This window comes from Niastella populi (genome assembly GCF_002078015.1).
GTDB classification, from domain to species: domain Bacteria; phylum Bacteroidota; class Bacteroidia; order Chitinophagales; family Chitinophagaceae; genus Niastella; species Niastella populi.
In genome coordinates this window covers 1-15,590 of the sequence record NZ_LWBP01000213.1, presented here as the reverse complement: position 1 = coordinate 15,590, position 15,590 = coordinate 1, and the positions used below count along the sequence as shown (strand labels likewise).

The 15,590-nt window shown below is 47.1% G+C and carries 17 protein-coding genes and 1 tRNA gene; 13 read left to right on the top strand and 5 right to left on the bottom strand.

Features of this window, described 5'->3' with window-relative positions; all coding sequences use genetic code 11:
* Positions 1–22 precede the first annotated feature (22 nt).
* The 3 genes from A4R26_RS27325 to A4R26_RS27315 all read left to right on the top strand — a co-directional run bounded on the left by A4R26_RS27325 (position 23) and on the right by A4R26_RS27315 (position 4,456).
* Positions 23–1,966 (top strand): RagB/SusD family nutrient uptake outer membrane protein, encoded by a 1,944-nt coding sequence (locus tag A4R26_RS27325; protein WP_081169715.1) that lies wholly within the window; start codon positions 23–25, stop codon positions 1,964–1,966.
* Between the two features lie 65 nt (positions 1,967–2,031).
* Positions 2,032–3,231 carry a DUF5000 domain-containing lipoprotein gene (locus A4R26_RS27320; protein WP_081169714.1) on the top strand — a complete coding sequence of 400 codons (1,200 nt, stop codon included), beginning with the start codon at positions 2,032–2,034 and terminating at the stop codon, positions 3,229–3,231.
* 22 nt (positions 3,232–3,253) lie between these two features.
* Entirely contained in the window at positions 3,254–4,456 is a 1,203-nt protein-coding gene (locus A4R26_RS27315; protein ID WP_165760430.1) for a DUF4998 domain-containing protein, read from the top strand.
* 95 nt (positions 4,457–4,551) lie between these two features.
* On the opposite strand, the gene A4R26_RS27310 is transcribed toward A4R26_RS27315, so the two are convergent.
* Both A4R26_RS27310 and A4R26_RS27305 read right to left on the bottom strand, forming a co-directional pair.
* Complete coding sequence (locus tag A4R26_RS27310; protein WP_081169712.1) at positions 4,552–5,031, bottom strand: GNAT family N-acetyltransferase; 480 nt, start codon at positions 5,029–5,031, stop codon at positions 4,552–4,554.
* Positions 5,032–5,123: 92 nt separating this feature from the next.
* Positions 5,124–5,594, bottom strand: a complete 471-nt coding sequence (locus A4R26_RS27305) for a hypothetical protein (protein WP_081169711.1) — start codon at positions 5,592–5,594, stop codon at positions 5,124–5,126.
* On the opposite strand from A4R26_RS27305, the gene A4R26_RS27300 reads away from it, so the two are divergent.
* The 7 genes from A4R26_RS27300 to A4R26_RS27280 are packed head-to-tail and all read left to right on the top strand — an operon-like array spanning position 5,593 to position 11,218.
* On the top strand, positions 5,593–5,799 hold the full coding sequence (locus tag A4R26_RS27300; protein WP_081169710.1) for a hypothetical protein: 207 nt from the start codon (positions 5,593–5,595) through the stop codon (positions 5,797–5,799). The two genes, A4R26_RS27305 and A4R26_RS27300, sit on opposite strands and share 2 nt — an antisense overlap.
* Positions 5,800–5,806: 7 nt before the next feature.
* Positions 5,807–8,731: a glycosyl hydrolase 115 family protein gene (locus A4R26_RS27295; RefSeq protein ID WP_081169709.1), complete on the top strand. Its 2,925-nt coding sequence runs from the start codon at positions 5,807–5,809 to the stop codon at positions 8,729–8,731.
* Positions 8,732–8,754: 23 nt separating this feature from the next.
* Entirely contained in the window at positions 8,755–8,916 is a 162-nt protein-coding gene (locus A4R26_RS35190) for a hypothetical protein (RefSeq protein WP_165760429.1), read from the top strand.
* Positions 8,907–9,080 carry a hypothetical protein gene (locus A4R26_RS35185; RefSeq protein ID WP_165760428.1) on the top strand — a complete coding sequence of 58 codons (174 nt, stop codon included), beginning with the start codon at positions 8,907–8,909 and terminating at the stop codon, positions 9,078–9,080. The genes A4R26_RS35190 and A4R26_RS35185 overlap by 10 nt, the downstream gene beginning before the upstream one ends.
* Positions 9,065–9,370, top strand: a complete 306-nt coding sequence (locus A4R26_RS27290; protein WP_207625832.1) for a glycoside hydrolase family protein — start codon at positions 9,065–9,067, stop codon at positions 9,368–9,370. Before A4R26_RS35185 ends, A4R26_RS27290 begins: the two co-directional genes overlap by 16 nt.
* Positions 9,371–9,417: 47 nt before the next feature.
* The gene (locus A4R26_RS27285) at positions 9,418–10,215 is read left to right on the top strand and encodes a helix-turn-helix transcriptional regulator (protein WP_081169708.1); all 798 of its coding nucleotides are present in this window, start codon (positions 9,418–9,420) and stop codon (positions 10,213–10,215) included.
* Positions 10,216–10,267: 52 nt separating this feature from the next.
* On the top strand, positions 10,268–11,218 hold the full coding sequence (locus tag A4R26_RS27280) for a nitrilase family protein (RefSeq protein ID WP_081169707.1): 951 nt from the start codon (positions 10,268–10,270) through the stop codon (positions 11,216–11,218).
* Between the two features lie 45 nt (positions 11,219–11,263).
* Here the strand turns inward: A4R26_RS27280 and A4R26_RS27275 are convergent, their stop codons facing one another.
* From A4R26_RS27275 to A4R26_RS27265, 3 genes are all read right to left on the bottom strand, one after another.
* Positions 11,264–11,761 carry an SRPBCC family protein gene (locus tag A4R26_RS27275; protein ID WP_207625831.1) on the bottom strand — a complete coding sequence of 166 codons (498 nt, stop codon included), beginning with the start codon at positions 11,759–11,761 and terminating at the stop codon, positions 11,264–11,266.
* A gap of 48 nt (positions 11,762–11,809) precedes the next feature.
* Complete coding sequence (locus A4R26_RS27270; RefSeq protein WP_081169706.1) at positions 11,810–12,331, bottom strand: AAA family ATPase; 522 nt, start codon at positions 12,329–12,331, stop codon at positions 11,810–11,812.
* 110 nt (positions 12,332–12,441) lie between these two features.
* The gene (locus A4R26_RS27265; RefSeq protein ID WP_081169705.1) at positions 12,442–12,819 is read right to left on the bottom strand and encodes a hypothetical protein; all 378 of its coding nucleotides are present in this window, start codon (positions 12,817–12,819) and stop codon (positions 12,442–12,444) included.
* Positions 12,820–13,042: 223 nt separating this feature from the next.
* Here A4R26_RS27265 and A4R26_RS27260 point away from each other — a divergent pair.
* The 3 genes from A4R26_RS27260 to A4R26_RS27250 form a co-directional block, all read left to right on the top strand.
* A tRNA-Ser gene (locus A4R26_RS27260) sits at positions 13,043–13,127 on the top strand.
* Positions 13,128–13,389: 262 nt separating this feature from the next.
* The gene (locus A4R26_RS27255; protein ID WP_081169704.1) at positions 13,390–14,610 is read left to right on the top strand and encodes a site-specific integrase; all 1,221 of its coding nucleotides are present in this window, start codon (positions 13,390–13,392) and stop codon (positions 14,608–14,610) included.
* Positions 14,611–14,766: 156 nt separating this feature from the next.
* A partial coding sequence (locus A4R26_RS27250) for a PDDEXK nuclease domain-containing protein (RefSeq protein WP_081169703.1) occupies positions 14,767–15,590 on the top strand: 824 nt, incomplete at its 3' end.

Sequence of the window (15,590 nt, the reverse complement as noted above, 5' to 3'; positions counted from 1 at the left end):
TTGATCACAGCAAAAAGAGTATATGAAAAAGAGATTGTTTGCAAATAAATATACGGCACTCACCACGGCAGTGGTTACGGTTGCTGCCCTTTTCGGGTGTAACAAATACCTCGATGTGGTGCCCGATAACGTGGTAACCATAGACAATGCGTTCACCTTAAAGCGGGAAGCGGAAAAATACCTCTTCACCTGCTATTCATTTCTGCCAACGGAAAACCAACCCATCACCTCCATTGGTTTTATGGCCGGTGATGAGTGCTGGCTGCCGAGATCGGGCGTATTTTTCAATAACACCATTTGGGATATTGCCAAGGGCAACCAGAACAAGGTAAATCCCTTTGCCAACTATTGGGATGGCACCAACGGCCTGTACGCCGGTTTACGCCATTGTAATATCTTTCTCGATAATATAAGCGATGCCAACAAGGTATACGACCTCGAGCCGGACCTGCGCAGCCAGTGGCTGGGCGAAGTGGAATTCCTGAAAGCCTACTACCATTTTTACCTGCTCAGGAATTATGGGCCCATACCCATAGCAGAAAAAGCGCTGCCCATCTCTTCAACGCCCGACCAGGTGCGGGTGAAGCGAGCGCCGGTTGATTCAGTGGTGAATTATATCGTTAGCCTGCTCGATGATGCCGCAGAAAAACTGCCAATGAAAATAACAGATGTTGCCAACGAAGCCGGCCGCATCACCAAACCGATTGCGCTGGCCGTAAAAGCCCGGGTGCTTGTAATGGCCGCCAGCCCGCTGTTCAATGGCAACAACGATTTCAGTGCATTGAAGAACCAGGACGGAGAGTCGCTTTTTTCCGCTGCTTATGATGCCGCCAAATGGCAACGGGCTGCCACGGCTGCCAAAGAAGCCATTGACGTGGCGCACCAGGCGGGGCTGGAATTATACAAATTCACGGGGCTGAATAAATTGAGCGATACCACCAGGGTGCAAATGAGCATTCGTAATGCCATATGCGAACGATGGAACAGTGAACTGATCTGGGGTTCTACCCGCAATGTATCGCTCACAAGTCAGTCGCCCGATTACATTCAAAGTATTTGTATGGGCCAGATAGACCCGCGGGCGCCTATCAACCTGGCCGCCTATAACCAGTTATGCGCTCCATTGAAAATAGCGCAGCAGTTCTACACCGATCATGGAGTGCCCATCAATGAAGACAAGACCTACAATTTTTCAAACTTTACAGAGTTGAGAACGGCTACCCCGGCAGAACGGTTTAACCTGGCAACGGGTTACCAGACGGCGCGGCTCAACTTCGACCGCGAACCAAGGTTCTATGCCGACCTCGGTTTCGATGGCAGCGTTTGGTATATGCAGAACAGTATAACGGGCAGCGACAGCGCCACCTATACAGTAGAAGCCAAACAGGGGCAGCGGATGAACGAAGTGAATACCGATTATATAAACATGACAGGCTACTGGATAAAAAAGCTGGTGAACTGGAAGTTTGCATTTTCGGGTACCGTTAACAGTGCTACCTCTGAAAACTATCCCTGGCCCATGTTCCGGCTGGCCGACCTGTACCTGTTGTACGCAGAAGCCCAGAATGAGGCCGCAGGCCCTTCTGAAGATGTATATACTTATCTGGACAGGGTACGCGAAAGAGCGGGGTTGAAAGGCGTGGTGGCTTCCTGGAGCCAGTATTCAAACAGTCCCGGCAAACCGTTGACCAAAGAAGGCCTGCGGGAGATCATTCGCCGCGAGCGGCTGATAGAAATGGCCTTTGAAGGAAGCAGGTTGTGGGACCTGCGCCGTTGGAAGGAAGCGGCCATTGAGCTCAACAAACCGATCACCGGTTGGGACCGCACACAGGCTGCAGCAGCGGGCTATTACCGTGTGGTAAATATTTATCCGCAAAAGTTCATAGCGCCGCGCGATTATTTCTGGCCCATCAGGGAATACGAAATTTCGGTTAACCCCATGCTGGTACAAAATACAGGCTGGTAAACCGTCATTGAAAATAATAAGCGCTGAGCATGAAAACCAATTAACAATTGCAAAACGAATAAAACATGAAACCTGGAATATATAAACCGCTGTTATGGGTCCTGGGGCTGGCGGCAGGCATTGGGGCCTGCAAAAAAATGGATGATATTGGTCCATTGGAGAATAACTCCACACCGCCTGCACCGGTTAGCAATGGAAAGGTCGAAAACCTGAAAGGGGAGGCCCGCATCACCTATACGTTGCCCGGTGATGAAGACCTGCTGTATGTAAAAGCCGTTTATGAAATAAGACCGGGCGTGAAAAGGGAAGCAAAAGCCTCGTTCTATACCAATAACCTGCTGGTCGACGGTTTTAAGGATACCAGTGAAACAGTGGTATCGCTGTATGCCGTGAACAGAAGCGAGGTCGCTTCCGATCCTTATAAAGTCACTGTTAAGCCGCTGATGCCGGCCTACCTGTCGTCATTCGACAGTTTAAAAGTGGCGGCTACTTTCGGGGGCATCAACATTCAGACAGTCAACCCCGACGCCAAACCGCTTTCGATCATCGTGCTGTTGAAAGACCAGTTCGGGCAATGGGCGCAGTATGGGGCGGTATACAGTTCACTGAAAGCGATCAACCAAAGTTTGCGGGGTATGGACACCACAAAAAAGAGTTTCGCTTTTTATATCCGCGACCAGTTCCAGAACCAGAGCGATACGCTTTTTGCGGAACTGGCGCCGCTGTTCGAAACGCTGATCCCGAAATCGGGTTTTTCCGAATACCTGCTGCCCGGCGACCTGCCCGTAAATGCCTATGGCCGCCAGATGCGTCACCTGTGGGATGGCGTGTACAGCGGCTGGGGCTCTGCCATTTGTTCTTATGAAACCATTACTGATACGACCAATGGCGTATGGTTTACGTTCGATATGGGCGTTACCGCACAGTTGAGCCGGTTCACCTGGTGGCATTACCCCGACCCGCGGTATTTTGAGAACGCCAGTATGAAAGTATACGAACTGTGGGGTACCAACAACCCATCGCCCGGTGGCGGTTGGGCCGGTTGGACGAAACTGGCGGAATGCCGCGAAACAAAACCCTCCGGTTTGCCTTATGGTACCGAGAATTCAGATGACGTGGCAGCCGGAAAAGCAGGCAGCGGCTGGGAAATTCCCATTACGGCGCCGCCTGTGCGATATATCAGGGTAAGGCACAGGTATAACTGGAGCGGTTTGCGGCAAACGCTTACCGGATGTGAAATATCCATCTATGGCAAGCCATTATAACACCAACCTTAATTTGAGAAAAATGAAAACAACCCAATCATACGTAACCATACTGTTGAGCATTGCGGTCGTTCTGGTCGCATGCAGAAAGATGGATGATTACAAGGACAAATACCTTTCGGGCGGAAGCATAACCTACACCGGGAAAATAGATTCGGTAAAAGCGCATCCCGGCGACGGCCGTATCATGCTTTCCGGTTTGCTCATAGCCGATCCTAAAATAACGGAAATGCGCATTTACTGGAACAACAGAACCGATTCGTTCGTGCTGCCCGTTAACCGCACAGCCGGCGTGGATACGGTAAGGGCCATCCTGAAGAATATGGAAGAAGGCGTGAAAACGTTCACCCTCGTTACCATCGATAAATACGGCAACCGGTCGGTTAATGTAACCATCACCGGGCGGATATTCGGCGAAGTGTATAAGAGCTTACTGCTGAACCGCACCCTCAAAGACGGACTGTTTGCTGGCGACTCGGTAAGCCTCGACTGGAATATCCTCGACGCCAGTACAGGCGCATTGGGTAGTGAGCTGAAGTATACCGACAATTCCGACAACGTGCAAACGGCGTTTGTAAACAGAACAGACAGTAAAACGGTATTGAAGAATTATAAATTCGGAACGACATTTCAATACCGTACCCTGTACCTGCCCGATACCCTGGCCATAGATACTTTTTACAGCCAGTACCAGCATGTGACGGTGAAAGCCGATGTAACGGGTGTTTATTTGAAAAATGCCGGACCGGGTTTTGCCAATTCAGACGGCGGAACGGGCCGGTGGCAAACGCCTGCCGACTGGATCACGACCCCGGATGTACGAAATGGCGGCAATGATATAGGCGGGCTCGACAATGGCAGCTGGTTGCCGTCAAAAGCGCTATCTATTGAAGCATGGAGTGGAATGCCGCCTGTTCCCAATGGCAAGATCTACCAGACATTCGCGCTGCCGGCCGGAAAGTATATATTGACCGTAACGGCAGGCGATTGCTCCAGCGGAGGCATCAAGTACATTACGGTTGCCCCCGGCGCCAGTTTGCCCGATATCGGCGATGTGCCCACCTCGGCTATAGCATACCGTACAATAGCAAAAAACACCGATAATACGCTCGAATTTACCGTTACCGGGGCCAGTACCCAGGTATCGGTAGGCCTGCAGGCCGACATGACGGGCACGAACAACTATATGAAAGCGTTTAAAGTACGGCTGATGAAATTGCCTTAAACCTCGGGGGTATCGCGTAATAGCAGGTATACCCTCAAACACCGAAGCCTATATCCAGATACGATCGCCCCGGATTTTTTTCGGGGCGGTCTTTTTTATAATTCTTTTTCCATATAAATAGCGCCGGTGATGGGGTTGAACCGGTACGCGTCAATTTCATAAAAGCCGGCATTCTTATATAATTTGATGGCAGCTTTCATGCGGGGAACGGTATCGAGCCTGATAAAACGATAACCCGATCGCTTTGCTTCCCCGAGGGCCTGCTGTAACAATTGTTGGCCGAGCTGGAGGCCCCGGTAGGCGGGGTCAACAAACATTCTTTTTAATTCGGCGGTAGTGCCATCGATCTTGCGAACGCCGGCGCAGGCGATGGTTTTATCCTCATCACAGGCAAGCAGCAGGGCGCCGGTTGGTGCGTTGTATTCAATGGCAATTTCCGCCAGTTCGCGGTCCACATCCTGAAAGTTGAGTTCAAAATCGAGCGACTGAATATATTGCCGGAACAGTTGTTTACCGTTTTCGAAATCTGCCGGTGTTGTGGCTTTTTTGAATGTTATCGTTGGCCTTGTAGTCATGATCATCTTTACTCACCGGCAAAGATACCACGAATTACAATTGGGTAACTGGTGCAGATCAATGGAAAGGAAGTAGATCAGCATACGATCAGCTAGTATTTATAAACGATCTTATACAATTCCGATAAAGGATATTCAGCCACCAGGCCGTAATCTTTAAACTGAAAAGTGTTATTGTTTAAATAGATGGTGGTTTTTGATGAAGGCTGATCTGTTTTGGAGACGGTGTATTCTTTTTTGAGTTTGTGCAGGTCCGATTTTTCGATGAGTGATGCAATGATGAGCATTTCGGCTTTTGTGAGCCGGTAAACCGAGTCTTTATATTTTGGATTGTCGTACCGTTTTCGGCAGTAGCTTGAATCGGAATCGAAATCAATAAACACATCTATGTAAGGGTATTTGTCCGCTTCAACTCCAAAGGCGCTCAGGCGCATTTCAATTTTCTGTACCTGGTTGGTGCTGCTACCGTTGCCGTTGCTGTGGGTAAGGTAATTCCGGTTCGTTATTTCGGATGACGAACAGCCTGTTACCGCAAATGCCAGGATGAAAAATAGATAGCGCATGAATATCGTTGCAGGTTTAGTCATTAAAAATAGCATTAAAAATCAAGCCGTACAAAACACCGGTGTGGATGAATGGCGGCATTTAACGTTTTTTTGGGCGCATTCAGGAGAAGTAAAGGCGGTTCCCGGGAGAATTCCGTCCGGGATGGTACAGGCTGGCCAATTGAACCGCCGGGTTATATTTGACAGGTTATTTTGTCAATAATTGCCGTATGAACCAGTTGTTTCGCTGTTTTTGGGGGTTGGTTTTTTTATTACCGGTTGCTTCCGTTGCACAGGATTTCTCATTCACCGATAAAGAGAAAGGGGTACAGATCTTATATAGTACGGCGGGGCCGAAGCTGGATTCTATTGCAGCGCATTTGCTCGCCAATGATCTGCAACTGTTAACGGGCAGCCGGCCGGCGGTGATCACAGACAGGGCACAGGCAAAGGGGAATGTTATCGTTATCGGAAATATTTCCGCGCCGCTTATACAGCAGTTTACCGGAAAGCAGTCATCACTGATTACAGCGTTAAAAAACAAATGGGAATGTTTTGCATTGCAGGTGATCGATACACCGGGTAGCAGGATCTCAAAAGCATTGGTGGTCGCCGGCAGCGATGCCCGCGGTACAGCCTATGGTGTGTTCTCTTTATCGGAAAAACTGGGGGTATCGCCCTGGTACTGGTGGGCCGATGTGCCGGTAAAGCAACAACGGTCATTGACCATTCAACAACCGCTTTTTATTTCTACCACACCGCGCATAAAATTCCGCGGCATATTTATCAATGATGAAGATTGGGGATTGCAGCCCTGGGCGGCAAAAACATTTGAACCCGAAACCGGCGATATTGGTCCAAATACCTATGCAAAAGTGTTTGAATTGCTACTGCGGCTGAAAGCCAATCTCATCTGGCCCGCCATGCATCCCTGCACAAAGGCGTTCTTCTATTACCCGGACAATAAAAAGGTGGCGGAAGATTATAGCATAGTGATCGGTTCTTCCCATGCTGAGCCCATGCTGCGTAATAACGTAGGGGAATGGAATGAAAAGACCATGGGGCATTTCAATTATGTTACCAATAAGGAAAAAGTGTTTGATTACTGGGAAAGCCGCGTGCAGGAAACTACAGCCAATGACGTACTGTATAGTATGGGTATGCGGGGCGTGCACGACAGTGGGATGGAAGGAGTGAAGAATAAAAGCGAAGCTGTTCCGCTGCTTGAACAGATCTTTAAAGACCAGCGCGACCTGCTGTCAAAATACCGCGGCAAACCGGCCGATTCCATTCCGCAGGTTTTCACAGCTTACAAAGAGGTGCTGGATATTTATGATAATGGCTTAAAGGTGCCGGACGATATTACGCTGGTATGGCCCGATGATAATTATGGGTATATACACCGGTTGAATAACGACAATGAAAAAAAGCGCGCCGGTGGTTCCGGTGTGTATTATCATGCTTCCTACTGGGGCCGCCCGCATGATTATCTCTGGTTTGGCACCACGCCGCCCACTTTAATGAAGGAAGAGCTGATGAAGGCCCTGCAAGCCGGGGCTAACCGGTTATGGGTGCTGAATGTGGGTGATATAAAACCGCTGGAGTTCATCACCGATTATTTTTTCCGCCTGGCGTATGACCCAAATAAAATAGCAGGCAGTAATTATCGGCATCATCTCGGTGATTGGGTAAAACGCACCATCAGCAAAGAACGGGAAGAGGCGGCAGCTATTGAAAACATACTGCTTAGGTTCTACCTACTGATGTATGAACGAAAGCCCGAGTTTATGGGCTGGAGCCGGACGGAACCAACGACGCAAACAGCCCCTACGCAATACAATCATTTTTATTATGGCGATGAAGCGCAGGCGCGGATAGATAGCTACGATGCATTGGAGAAAGCGGTGAAATTGCGGCGGAGTAAACTGGCAGGCATGCCGGCCGAAGCGGCATTTTATCAGCTGGTGTATTACCCTGTAGTATGCGCCTCTTACATGAATAAGAAATTCCTGTACCGGGATAAAGCTATGTACTATGCGAAACAAAACCGGTTAAGTGCCATGGATTACGCTGCTATGTCAAAGGCGGCATATGACAGCATTATTAAGGAAACGGAATATTACAATAACTCCCTGGCAGGTGGTAAATGGAAAAACATTATGTCGATGCGGCCGCGCGATCTGCCGGTTTTCAAAGAACCGGTTATGCCGGAAATTTCAATCGATGCAGCTGACGGGTGGGGTATTGCACCGGAAGGTTTTGTAACAAAAGATTCTTCTTTATTGGGTGATGCAGTCAAACTGCAATTACCCCTTTTTGATAATATTTACCGGCAACAGTATTTTGTAGATATTTTTTTATGTGATAAAAAAACGGTTAGTTGGACGGCCGCAGCCCCCGATTGGATAAGACTTTCCCACTCATCGGGATCGTTACTGGCGGAACCGGGAAAGAACCAGCAGCGGATAAAAGTTTATATCGACTGGAACAAAGCGCCTGATGATAAACAGCTGTCGGGTAAAATTATTTTTAAGGGCAATGGCAAACAGGCGGAGTTGATGGTACAGGCCTGCCGTTTAAACAAACCGCCAATGCCCGCCGGTACAGCCATTGAAAACAATGGTTATATCTGTATAAAGGCTGCAGCTTATAATGCGATCAGCAGCAGGCCAGGGCCATTTAAGTGGAGCAGGTATGATGATCTCGGATATACCGGCTCCGTATTACGCGCCTCCCTGCCGCTTGGCGGTGAAAAGCCAATGGGCACTGACCTCGAAAGAATTAAAAAAGCGGCTCATTATGTGGACTATGATTTTTATACGTTCACGCCGGCAACGCCCCGGATGACCGTATTTGCCGTGCCTGCACATCCGGTAAACAATAAATACCGTAACCGGTATGCGGTGTCGGCAGATGACGGTGCGTTAACCCTGGTAGATCTTAAAACCGAAGGCCGGAGCGAAGAATGGAAACGGAACGTGCTAAGCAACCGTGCCGCAAAGAATGTTCAATTGCCATATCTCGATAAAGGGTTTCATAAATTAAGGATCTATTGCGTTGATCCGGGGGTAATGCTCGATGAGATCCGCATCGATTTGGGTGGATTGAAACAGGCGTATAGCACCTTGCCCGAAACAAAAGCGAATAAAAAGTAATCGTTAATAGAAAAATTGCCATAATGAAGAACGTTGGAATAGCCCTGTTATTTACTGCTGCGGTTTTGTCTTTTTCATTTGAAGAAAAGAAACCCTGTATAACTGTAAGTGAAATAAAAGTAAAAGCGCCGTATGGAACGGTGAAAATCAAAGTGCCCAATTTCAGCAGGTGTGTGTGCGGATAAATATTGCTGAGCTCGGCGCGGTACAGGGTGACAAGGTAAGAACAGGCCAGGCAATTGCAAACGCAATAGACAGGGCAAATAAAGCCGGTGGCGGGGTAGTGGTTATTCCCGAAGGAGAATGGCTTACCGGGAAAATTCATTTGAGCGCATGGGCGGTTACGTGAACGGTATTTATGTCAGCAATATTAAGTCAGGCAAAATTGACCTTGGCGTGCTGGGCATTGAAACCGATGTGTTGTACCAATGGCGCACATTGGTACCTACTTATGAAAAGAAAGTAACCCCGATAAAAAATGTATTCCTCGAAAATGTATCGGCCGGAGAGGTAAAATTCGTGTCCCGGGTACTGGGGCAAAAAGATTCACCGGTAGCGCATGTTTCGCTAAAGAATGTCACTACCGGTAGTGTACTGGAGAAAAAGCATATTCATGAGCATTTGGGGGGTGTGGAATAACAGCCTGATTGGATAAAGTTGTTTAATTTGCAATTATTCTCCCTTTTATGCAAATCAAACCACATCCGGCATTGGCGCACCTCGTTCGGCATTACCTGGTACTGGACGGGTTGCAACCGGTTGGCGGAGTACATCGTTTGTTTGCAGACGGTAATACCGGAATGGTTTTCAACCTCGGTAATGCAGCTCTAAGCACAGTTGGTAATGGCCTTGCCGTAAACTCCTGCTGGTTATACGGACAGGTAAAAACATTTCATGATATTTCCCTCACCGGTAATATTAACTGGATCGTCGTTGTGTTTCAGCCTTATGGCGCATCACATTTATGGGGTGTTCCGGCAACGGAATGGGTGAACTGTTTTTTTCCGGCGGCAGAAGTGCTGCGGAGCCGGGTACAGGATGTTTGCCAGGCGTTGATAAAGACAGCGCAATTAAGTGAACGGGTACAAAGGCTCGATAATTTCCTGCTGCGGGAGATGAATAAATGTAAAACACCTGATCCTATCATTGTGCAGGCTGTAAATTATATTGTGCAATACCAGGGCCTGGTTTCTGTGGAATTATTATTACAAACCCTTTTTGTAAGTGAAAGAACGCTGGAAAGAAAATTCAGGCAGGCTATTGGTATTTCTCCAAAACGGTTCATCGATATTGTGCGACTGAATATAAGCGCCAAAAGATTGCAACAAATGAAAGAAAAGCGCCGGTTGACAGGCATTGCTTATGATAGTGGTTACTTCGATCAGGCGCATTTTACAAAAGAATTCAAAAAGACCACCGGGGTAACACCGCAGCAGTATCATGAACAGGTACATCCGCTCGCACTGAATTTCTTCCGGATATAAGTTTGTCGGTTTTTTACAATTCCCCGCTTCAGCCGGTTTTTACTTTTGCATTATGAAACCAATAAAGATCGCTACGGCGCAATTTGAGAACCGTAGTAATGACAAAGCGTACAACCTCGGGATTATCCGAAAGCTTGCTGCAGCCGCAAAGATGCAGGGCGCGCAGGTGATCGCATTTCATGAGTGTTCCGTTACCGGTTATTCTTTTGCCCGGCATTTGAATAAGGAGGAACTGACAGCAGTTGCGGAACAGATCTCTGAAGGGGAAAGCGTGCAGGAGTTGATTGCGATTGCGCGGGAGCTGGATATAATTATTTTAGCCGGCCTGTTCGAAAAAACTGCCGACGGAACGCTGTATAAAGCGTATGTATGTGTAGATAAGAACGGGCTTGTAGCCAAATACCGCAAGCTGCATCCATTCATTAACCCGCATCTTACACCGGGTGATGCTTATGTGGTATTCGAGATTTTAGGTTGGAAATGCGGGATCCTTATCTGTTACGATAACAACATCATTGAAAATGTAAGGGCTACTACGTTACTGGGGGCGGATATTATTTTTATGCCACATGTCACCATGTGCACGCCGTCGCCCCGGCCGGGAGCGGGTTTTGTAGATCCGGCGCTGTGGGACAAACGCGAAGAAGATCCTACAACACTACGCGCAGAGTTTGATGGGTTGAAAGGGCGTAGCTGGCTGATGAAATGGCTGCCGGCACGTGCGTACGATAATGGCGTTTATGTCGTTTTCTCCAACCCCATCGGCATGGATGACGATCAGTTGAAGAACGGATGCTCGATGATCATTGACCCGTTTGGAGATGTGATAACGGAATGCCGGCGCCTGGGCGATGACATTGCGATTGCTACGATCGTTCCTGAGAAACTAAATATGGCCGGTGCTTTCAGGTATAAAAATGCGCGGCGCCCGGAATTGTATGGAGCTATCATCTCGGCGCCGCATACCGCGGTACAGCAGGTAGCATGGATGAAGGGAGAGTAGGGGAGTTATGGCCTGCTTTGAGTGTTTCTTCTTTCCAGGTTGGTTTTAAGATCGATCAACCGTTGCTGCACATTTGCTTCGAGGTAGTTTTTGATAAAAGGAGTAGCGAGGCTGAAGGGAAAACGCAGGTTGAAAGAATACAAAACAATGACCCTCTGTTTTTGAATCGCCACTTTCTTTAAACGTCCACGATTTAAAAAGAAAAGGGCCTTTGGTCAGGTTAATAGCGGTTGCTTTGGGCCGGTTGAAAGAAACATATTCAGTTACCATACCGAGGCCGTCTTTTGCCACGCAGTATGCTTTTATTCCTTTGCAGGCTTCGGTTGCGCCTTCAATTAATGCTGCTTTTTTAAGAAAGGTATCCCAGTTTAACCGGTTTGCATAATCCTGTGTATAATCGAATGCTTCGGCCTGACTGCAATTGATGATAATGCTTTTGGAGAATTTTATGCCTTTCATATAAGCCCCAGGGTTATAAGGGTTTTGTGTTTCCCGCGCCAGTACATTGGCAATTTGACCATTTGCGCCGAGGATCGTTTGCATAAAATAAATAAGTGACTACAATTAAGAATAAGGTTGGGTTTTGCAAGATCACATATTATCCAGCACAAACTGCACCCGGTCCTTAACAGGACCCATTGGAAGGATCAGCAGTTCGTAACCCAATTTATAAGTTGCTACGGCTTCTTCGAAAGATTGTTTGCGTTCTTTATCCTGGGTAAAGATCTCCGGCCAGGGTGGGGCTATAAAAATGCGCGGGTTGTAACGATAGGTATTGGCTGCATTTTCAATATGCGGCGGAACGGGCAAATGGCAAAGCCGCAGGTAACCCATTACGTCGGGAATGCCCCGGTCGAACAGCACCGGCTTTTGCAACAGCAGCGCTTCCTGATACGAACGGAGATCCCAGCCAAGCATCAGTTCTGCAAAAAGAGCGCGATCGGCCCAGGGCAGGGCGGTACCGCCGATGGACAGTTGATGTTGGATAATGGCCCGTCCGGCTTCCGGCATAGCGGTAAGTCCACGGTCGGTGAGGGCTTTTATCAGCGGGGATTTTCCGGAGCCTGGTCCGCCGGAAATAATAAACAGGTTATTGGTATTGTTCAAATTCATTTACTCATTTACGGTTTCCCATCTGGAAACGATCACAATAAATTCCCCTTCTTTTTCGGGGTTGGCCTGGGAGAAGGTGAGGATGCCGTCATTGGCTTCCAGTTTAAGGATCATTTTGGTCGTTGTGCCGTCTTTCTGATTGATATAGCCGGGTAGAGGGCTTGTCCAACCAAATGATCGGCGTTAAAATCGCAATCAATTCTTTCTATTATTACCGTAAAGGCCACTTTTTCCTGGTTAGGCGGTTCGCTCACTATGTTGATGAGGCGGTTTTGCGGGTTGATGGTGATCTCGGTATTGAAGCTGCTTTCCTGTCCGGTGGTGGATTTGACTTTTTCTGAATAGTATTTGATCGTCTGGTCGCACTTGCCGGAAGAAGCTGGTTGGCTGGCTGCCAGGGTTTGTGACGTTTTGGTTGTTTTACATGCCGAAAACAGGAGCAGGCCGATGGCCAGCAAGCAGATAAACACATGGGGATTTTGTCTCATAAGAGTTGTAGTTATAGGAACAGGTTAATATTTAGGCTAAAATTCCAGAAACCGGGTGATATTTCCGTGGGTCTTTAGATTTGATACAACCGTCAAATGGCGAAAATCTTCGCGCGGATATTACTACAAAATATTGAAATAGTAATCGTTACGCTGAAAAAATATTCCAACTTAATTTTTCATATTTTTTTGTCAGTTTAATTCCGCGACCTATTTTTGCCCCGGAGAGATGGCAGAGCGGTCGAATGCGGCGGTCTTGAAAACCGTTGACTGTCACAGGTCCGGGGGTTCGAATCCCTCTCTCTCCGCTCGGCTCAGTTAAATGAGATAAACTTAAAGTAATAAAACCTGCAAAATCAATGATTTGCAGGTTTTTTGCTTTTTAGGCATACCTGTTTTTACTGCACTTTATGGCTACGTTTTCCGGCGTCATCCGTGGAGTCATACCTAAGTTTACAAAGACTCCAGAATCTTTACTCAAGGCGCTGTTTATTAACACTTTATAAGAACTGAACTCAATTTTTAACTGCCCCGTTGGGGTAATTTTAAACCATTAAATGCAGCGTCATTATGGAAAAGAGTTTCGGTTTGTTCTTTCATCTCAAAACGACAAAGAATTACAAGGGTGTAGGCGAATTGCCAATTTACCTGTGTGTTACGGTTGACAAGGTTAGCCGTGAAATTAGCACCAAGCGAAAGTGGGATCCGGCCAAATGGAATTCGGATTCAGGTAGGGCAGACGGCAAAACGGAGAACGTACGGTCGCTGAATTCTTACCTCGACCTGCTGCAACGAAAGGTGTATGAGGCCCGGCAGCAATTGCTGCATCATGGCCACCCGGTAACTGCCGACAATGTCAAAACCGTTTTCTATGGGCAGGAGATCAAGACCCATAAGTATATGCTGATGGAAGTGTTTAAAAAGCACAATGATCAAATGGCGGAGTTGGTAGGTCTGGAATACGCACCCGGTACTTTGGAACGGTTTCAAACGGCTTACCGGCATACACTGACGTTTTTGCAATGGAAGTACAAAGTAGACGATATTGATATCAGTAAGCTGGACTATGAGTTTATAAGCGAGTATGAATTCTGGATAAAGAGCGTACGGAAGTGCAACCACAACTCCACCATAAAGTACCTGACCAATTTCCGGAAGGTGATCAACCGGTGTGTGCGGCATGGCTGGCTGGCAAAAGATCCGTTTGCCAATTTTAAAATGACCTTACGCGAAGTGGAACGAATAGCCCTTACTGAAACAGAACTGCAAGCTCTGGCGGCCCAACAATTTCCTACCGACCGCCTGCGAGTGGTGCGTGATATCTTCCTGTTCAGTTGTTATACCGGTCTGGCCTACGCCGATGTAAAAAAGCTCAAACGCTCCGAGATCATCATTGGCGTTGATGGTGAACAATGGCTGGTAAGCCGCCGGCAGAAAACGGATATCTCCGCCCGCATTCCATTATTACCCGCCGCCCTTACAATTATAAGTAAGTACAAAGACCATCCACAATGCCAGGACAAAGACCAGGTGCTGCCGATACTCAGCAATCAAAAAATGAATGCCTACCTGAAAGAAATAGCCGACGCCTGCAGAATGCAGAAAACGCTTACTTATCACATTGCCCGGCATACGTTCGCAACCACCGTAACGCTCACTAACGGGGTACCAATTGAAACGGTATCAAAAATGCTTGGGCACCGGAACCTGCGCACAACGCAGCACTATGCGAAGATCCTGGATAAGAAGATAGGGGAGGATATGAGGGGGTTGAAAAGTAAGTTCATTTAATGCTGGTAAACTAGCTGCACTTTAGCGCTCTATTAAATTCTCCTGTAAAATTGAATACTTCGTTTACTGGGAGCTGTGGAAAAAGCATTGGAATGGGGTTAGTACAAACCGATGGTAAAATTGTTTTAATTAGACAAAACCATTAATCAAAAATCTATGCAAACGAATCAACATTATACGCAGTTATTACAAGATCTTAAAGTTCGCATTTCGCAAAGCCGATTCATTGCTGCTCGGCTTGTTAATCGGGAGCAGCTGTTGTTATATTTTAACATTGGCAAACTACTTTATGATAAAATCACTGAGCAAAATTGGGGTGATAAAGTGTTAGAACAAATAGCTGGTGATTTAAAAAATCAGATGCCCGATTTACGAGGGTTTTCTGCTAGTAGTCTCAAAAAAATGCGGCAATTCTACACGGCATATGAAAGCCATCCAATTGGACCGTTGCTGACGGTCCAATTGCAAAGTGCTGATAAACAAAGTGATATAATTGGACCGTTGCTGACGGTCCAATTACAAGGTGTTAAGGCTGACAGTTGGAATACTGCGACCACACAAATTGAGGATTCTCTTTTATCAAATTTTTTCTCTATTACTTTTACACACCACTTAATTCTGCTTAATAAATGTAAAGCCCTGGAAGAGCGAATGTTTTATATACAAAGGGCTGCTGAAGAGTATTGGTCAGTTTCTGTACTCGAACATCATATAAGAGAGAACTTGTTTCTGCAAATCGGCAAGCTGAACCATAATTTTGATGCAACAATTGAAACGATAGGCAGTACTGCCGCTGCCGAACTTTTTAAAGATAAGTATCTATTGGACTTCCTCCAGTTAAGTGATGATCATAACGAAGGTGAAATTGAGCATCGCATCGTCTCCAATATAACCGAGTTTATTCTGAAGATGGGAAAAGGCTTTACTTTTATTGGTAATCAGTTTCGCCTGGATGTTGACGGTCATGAATTTTCAATTGA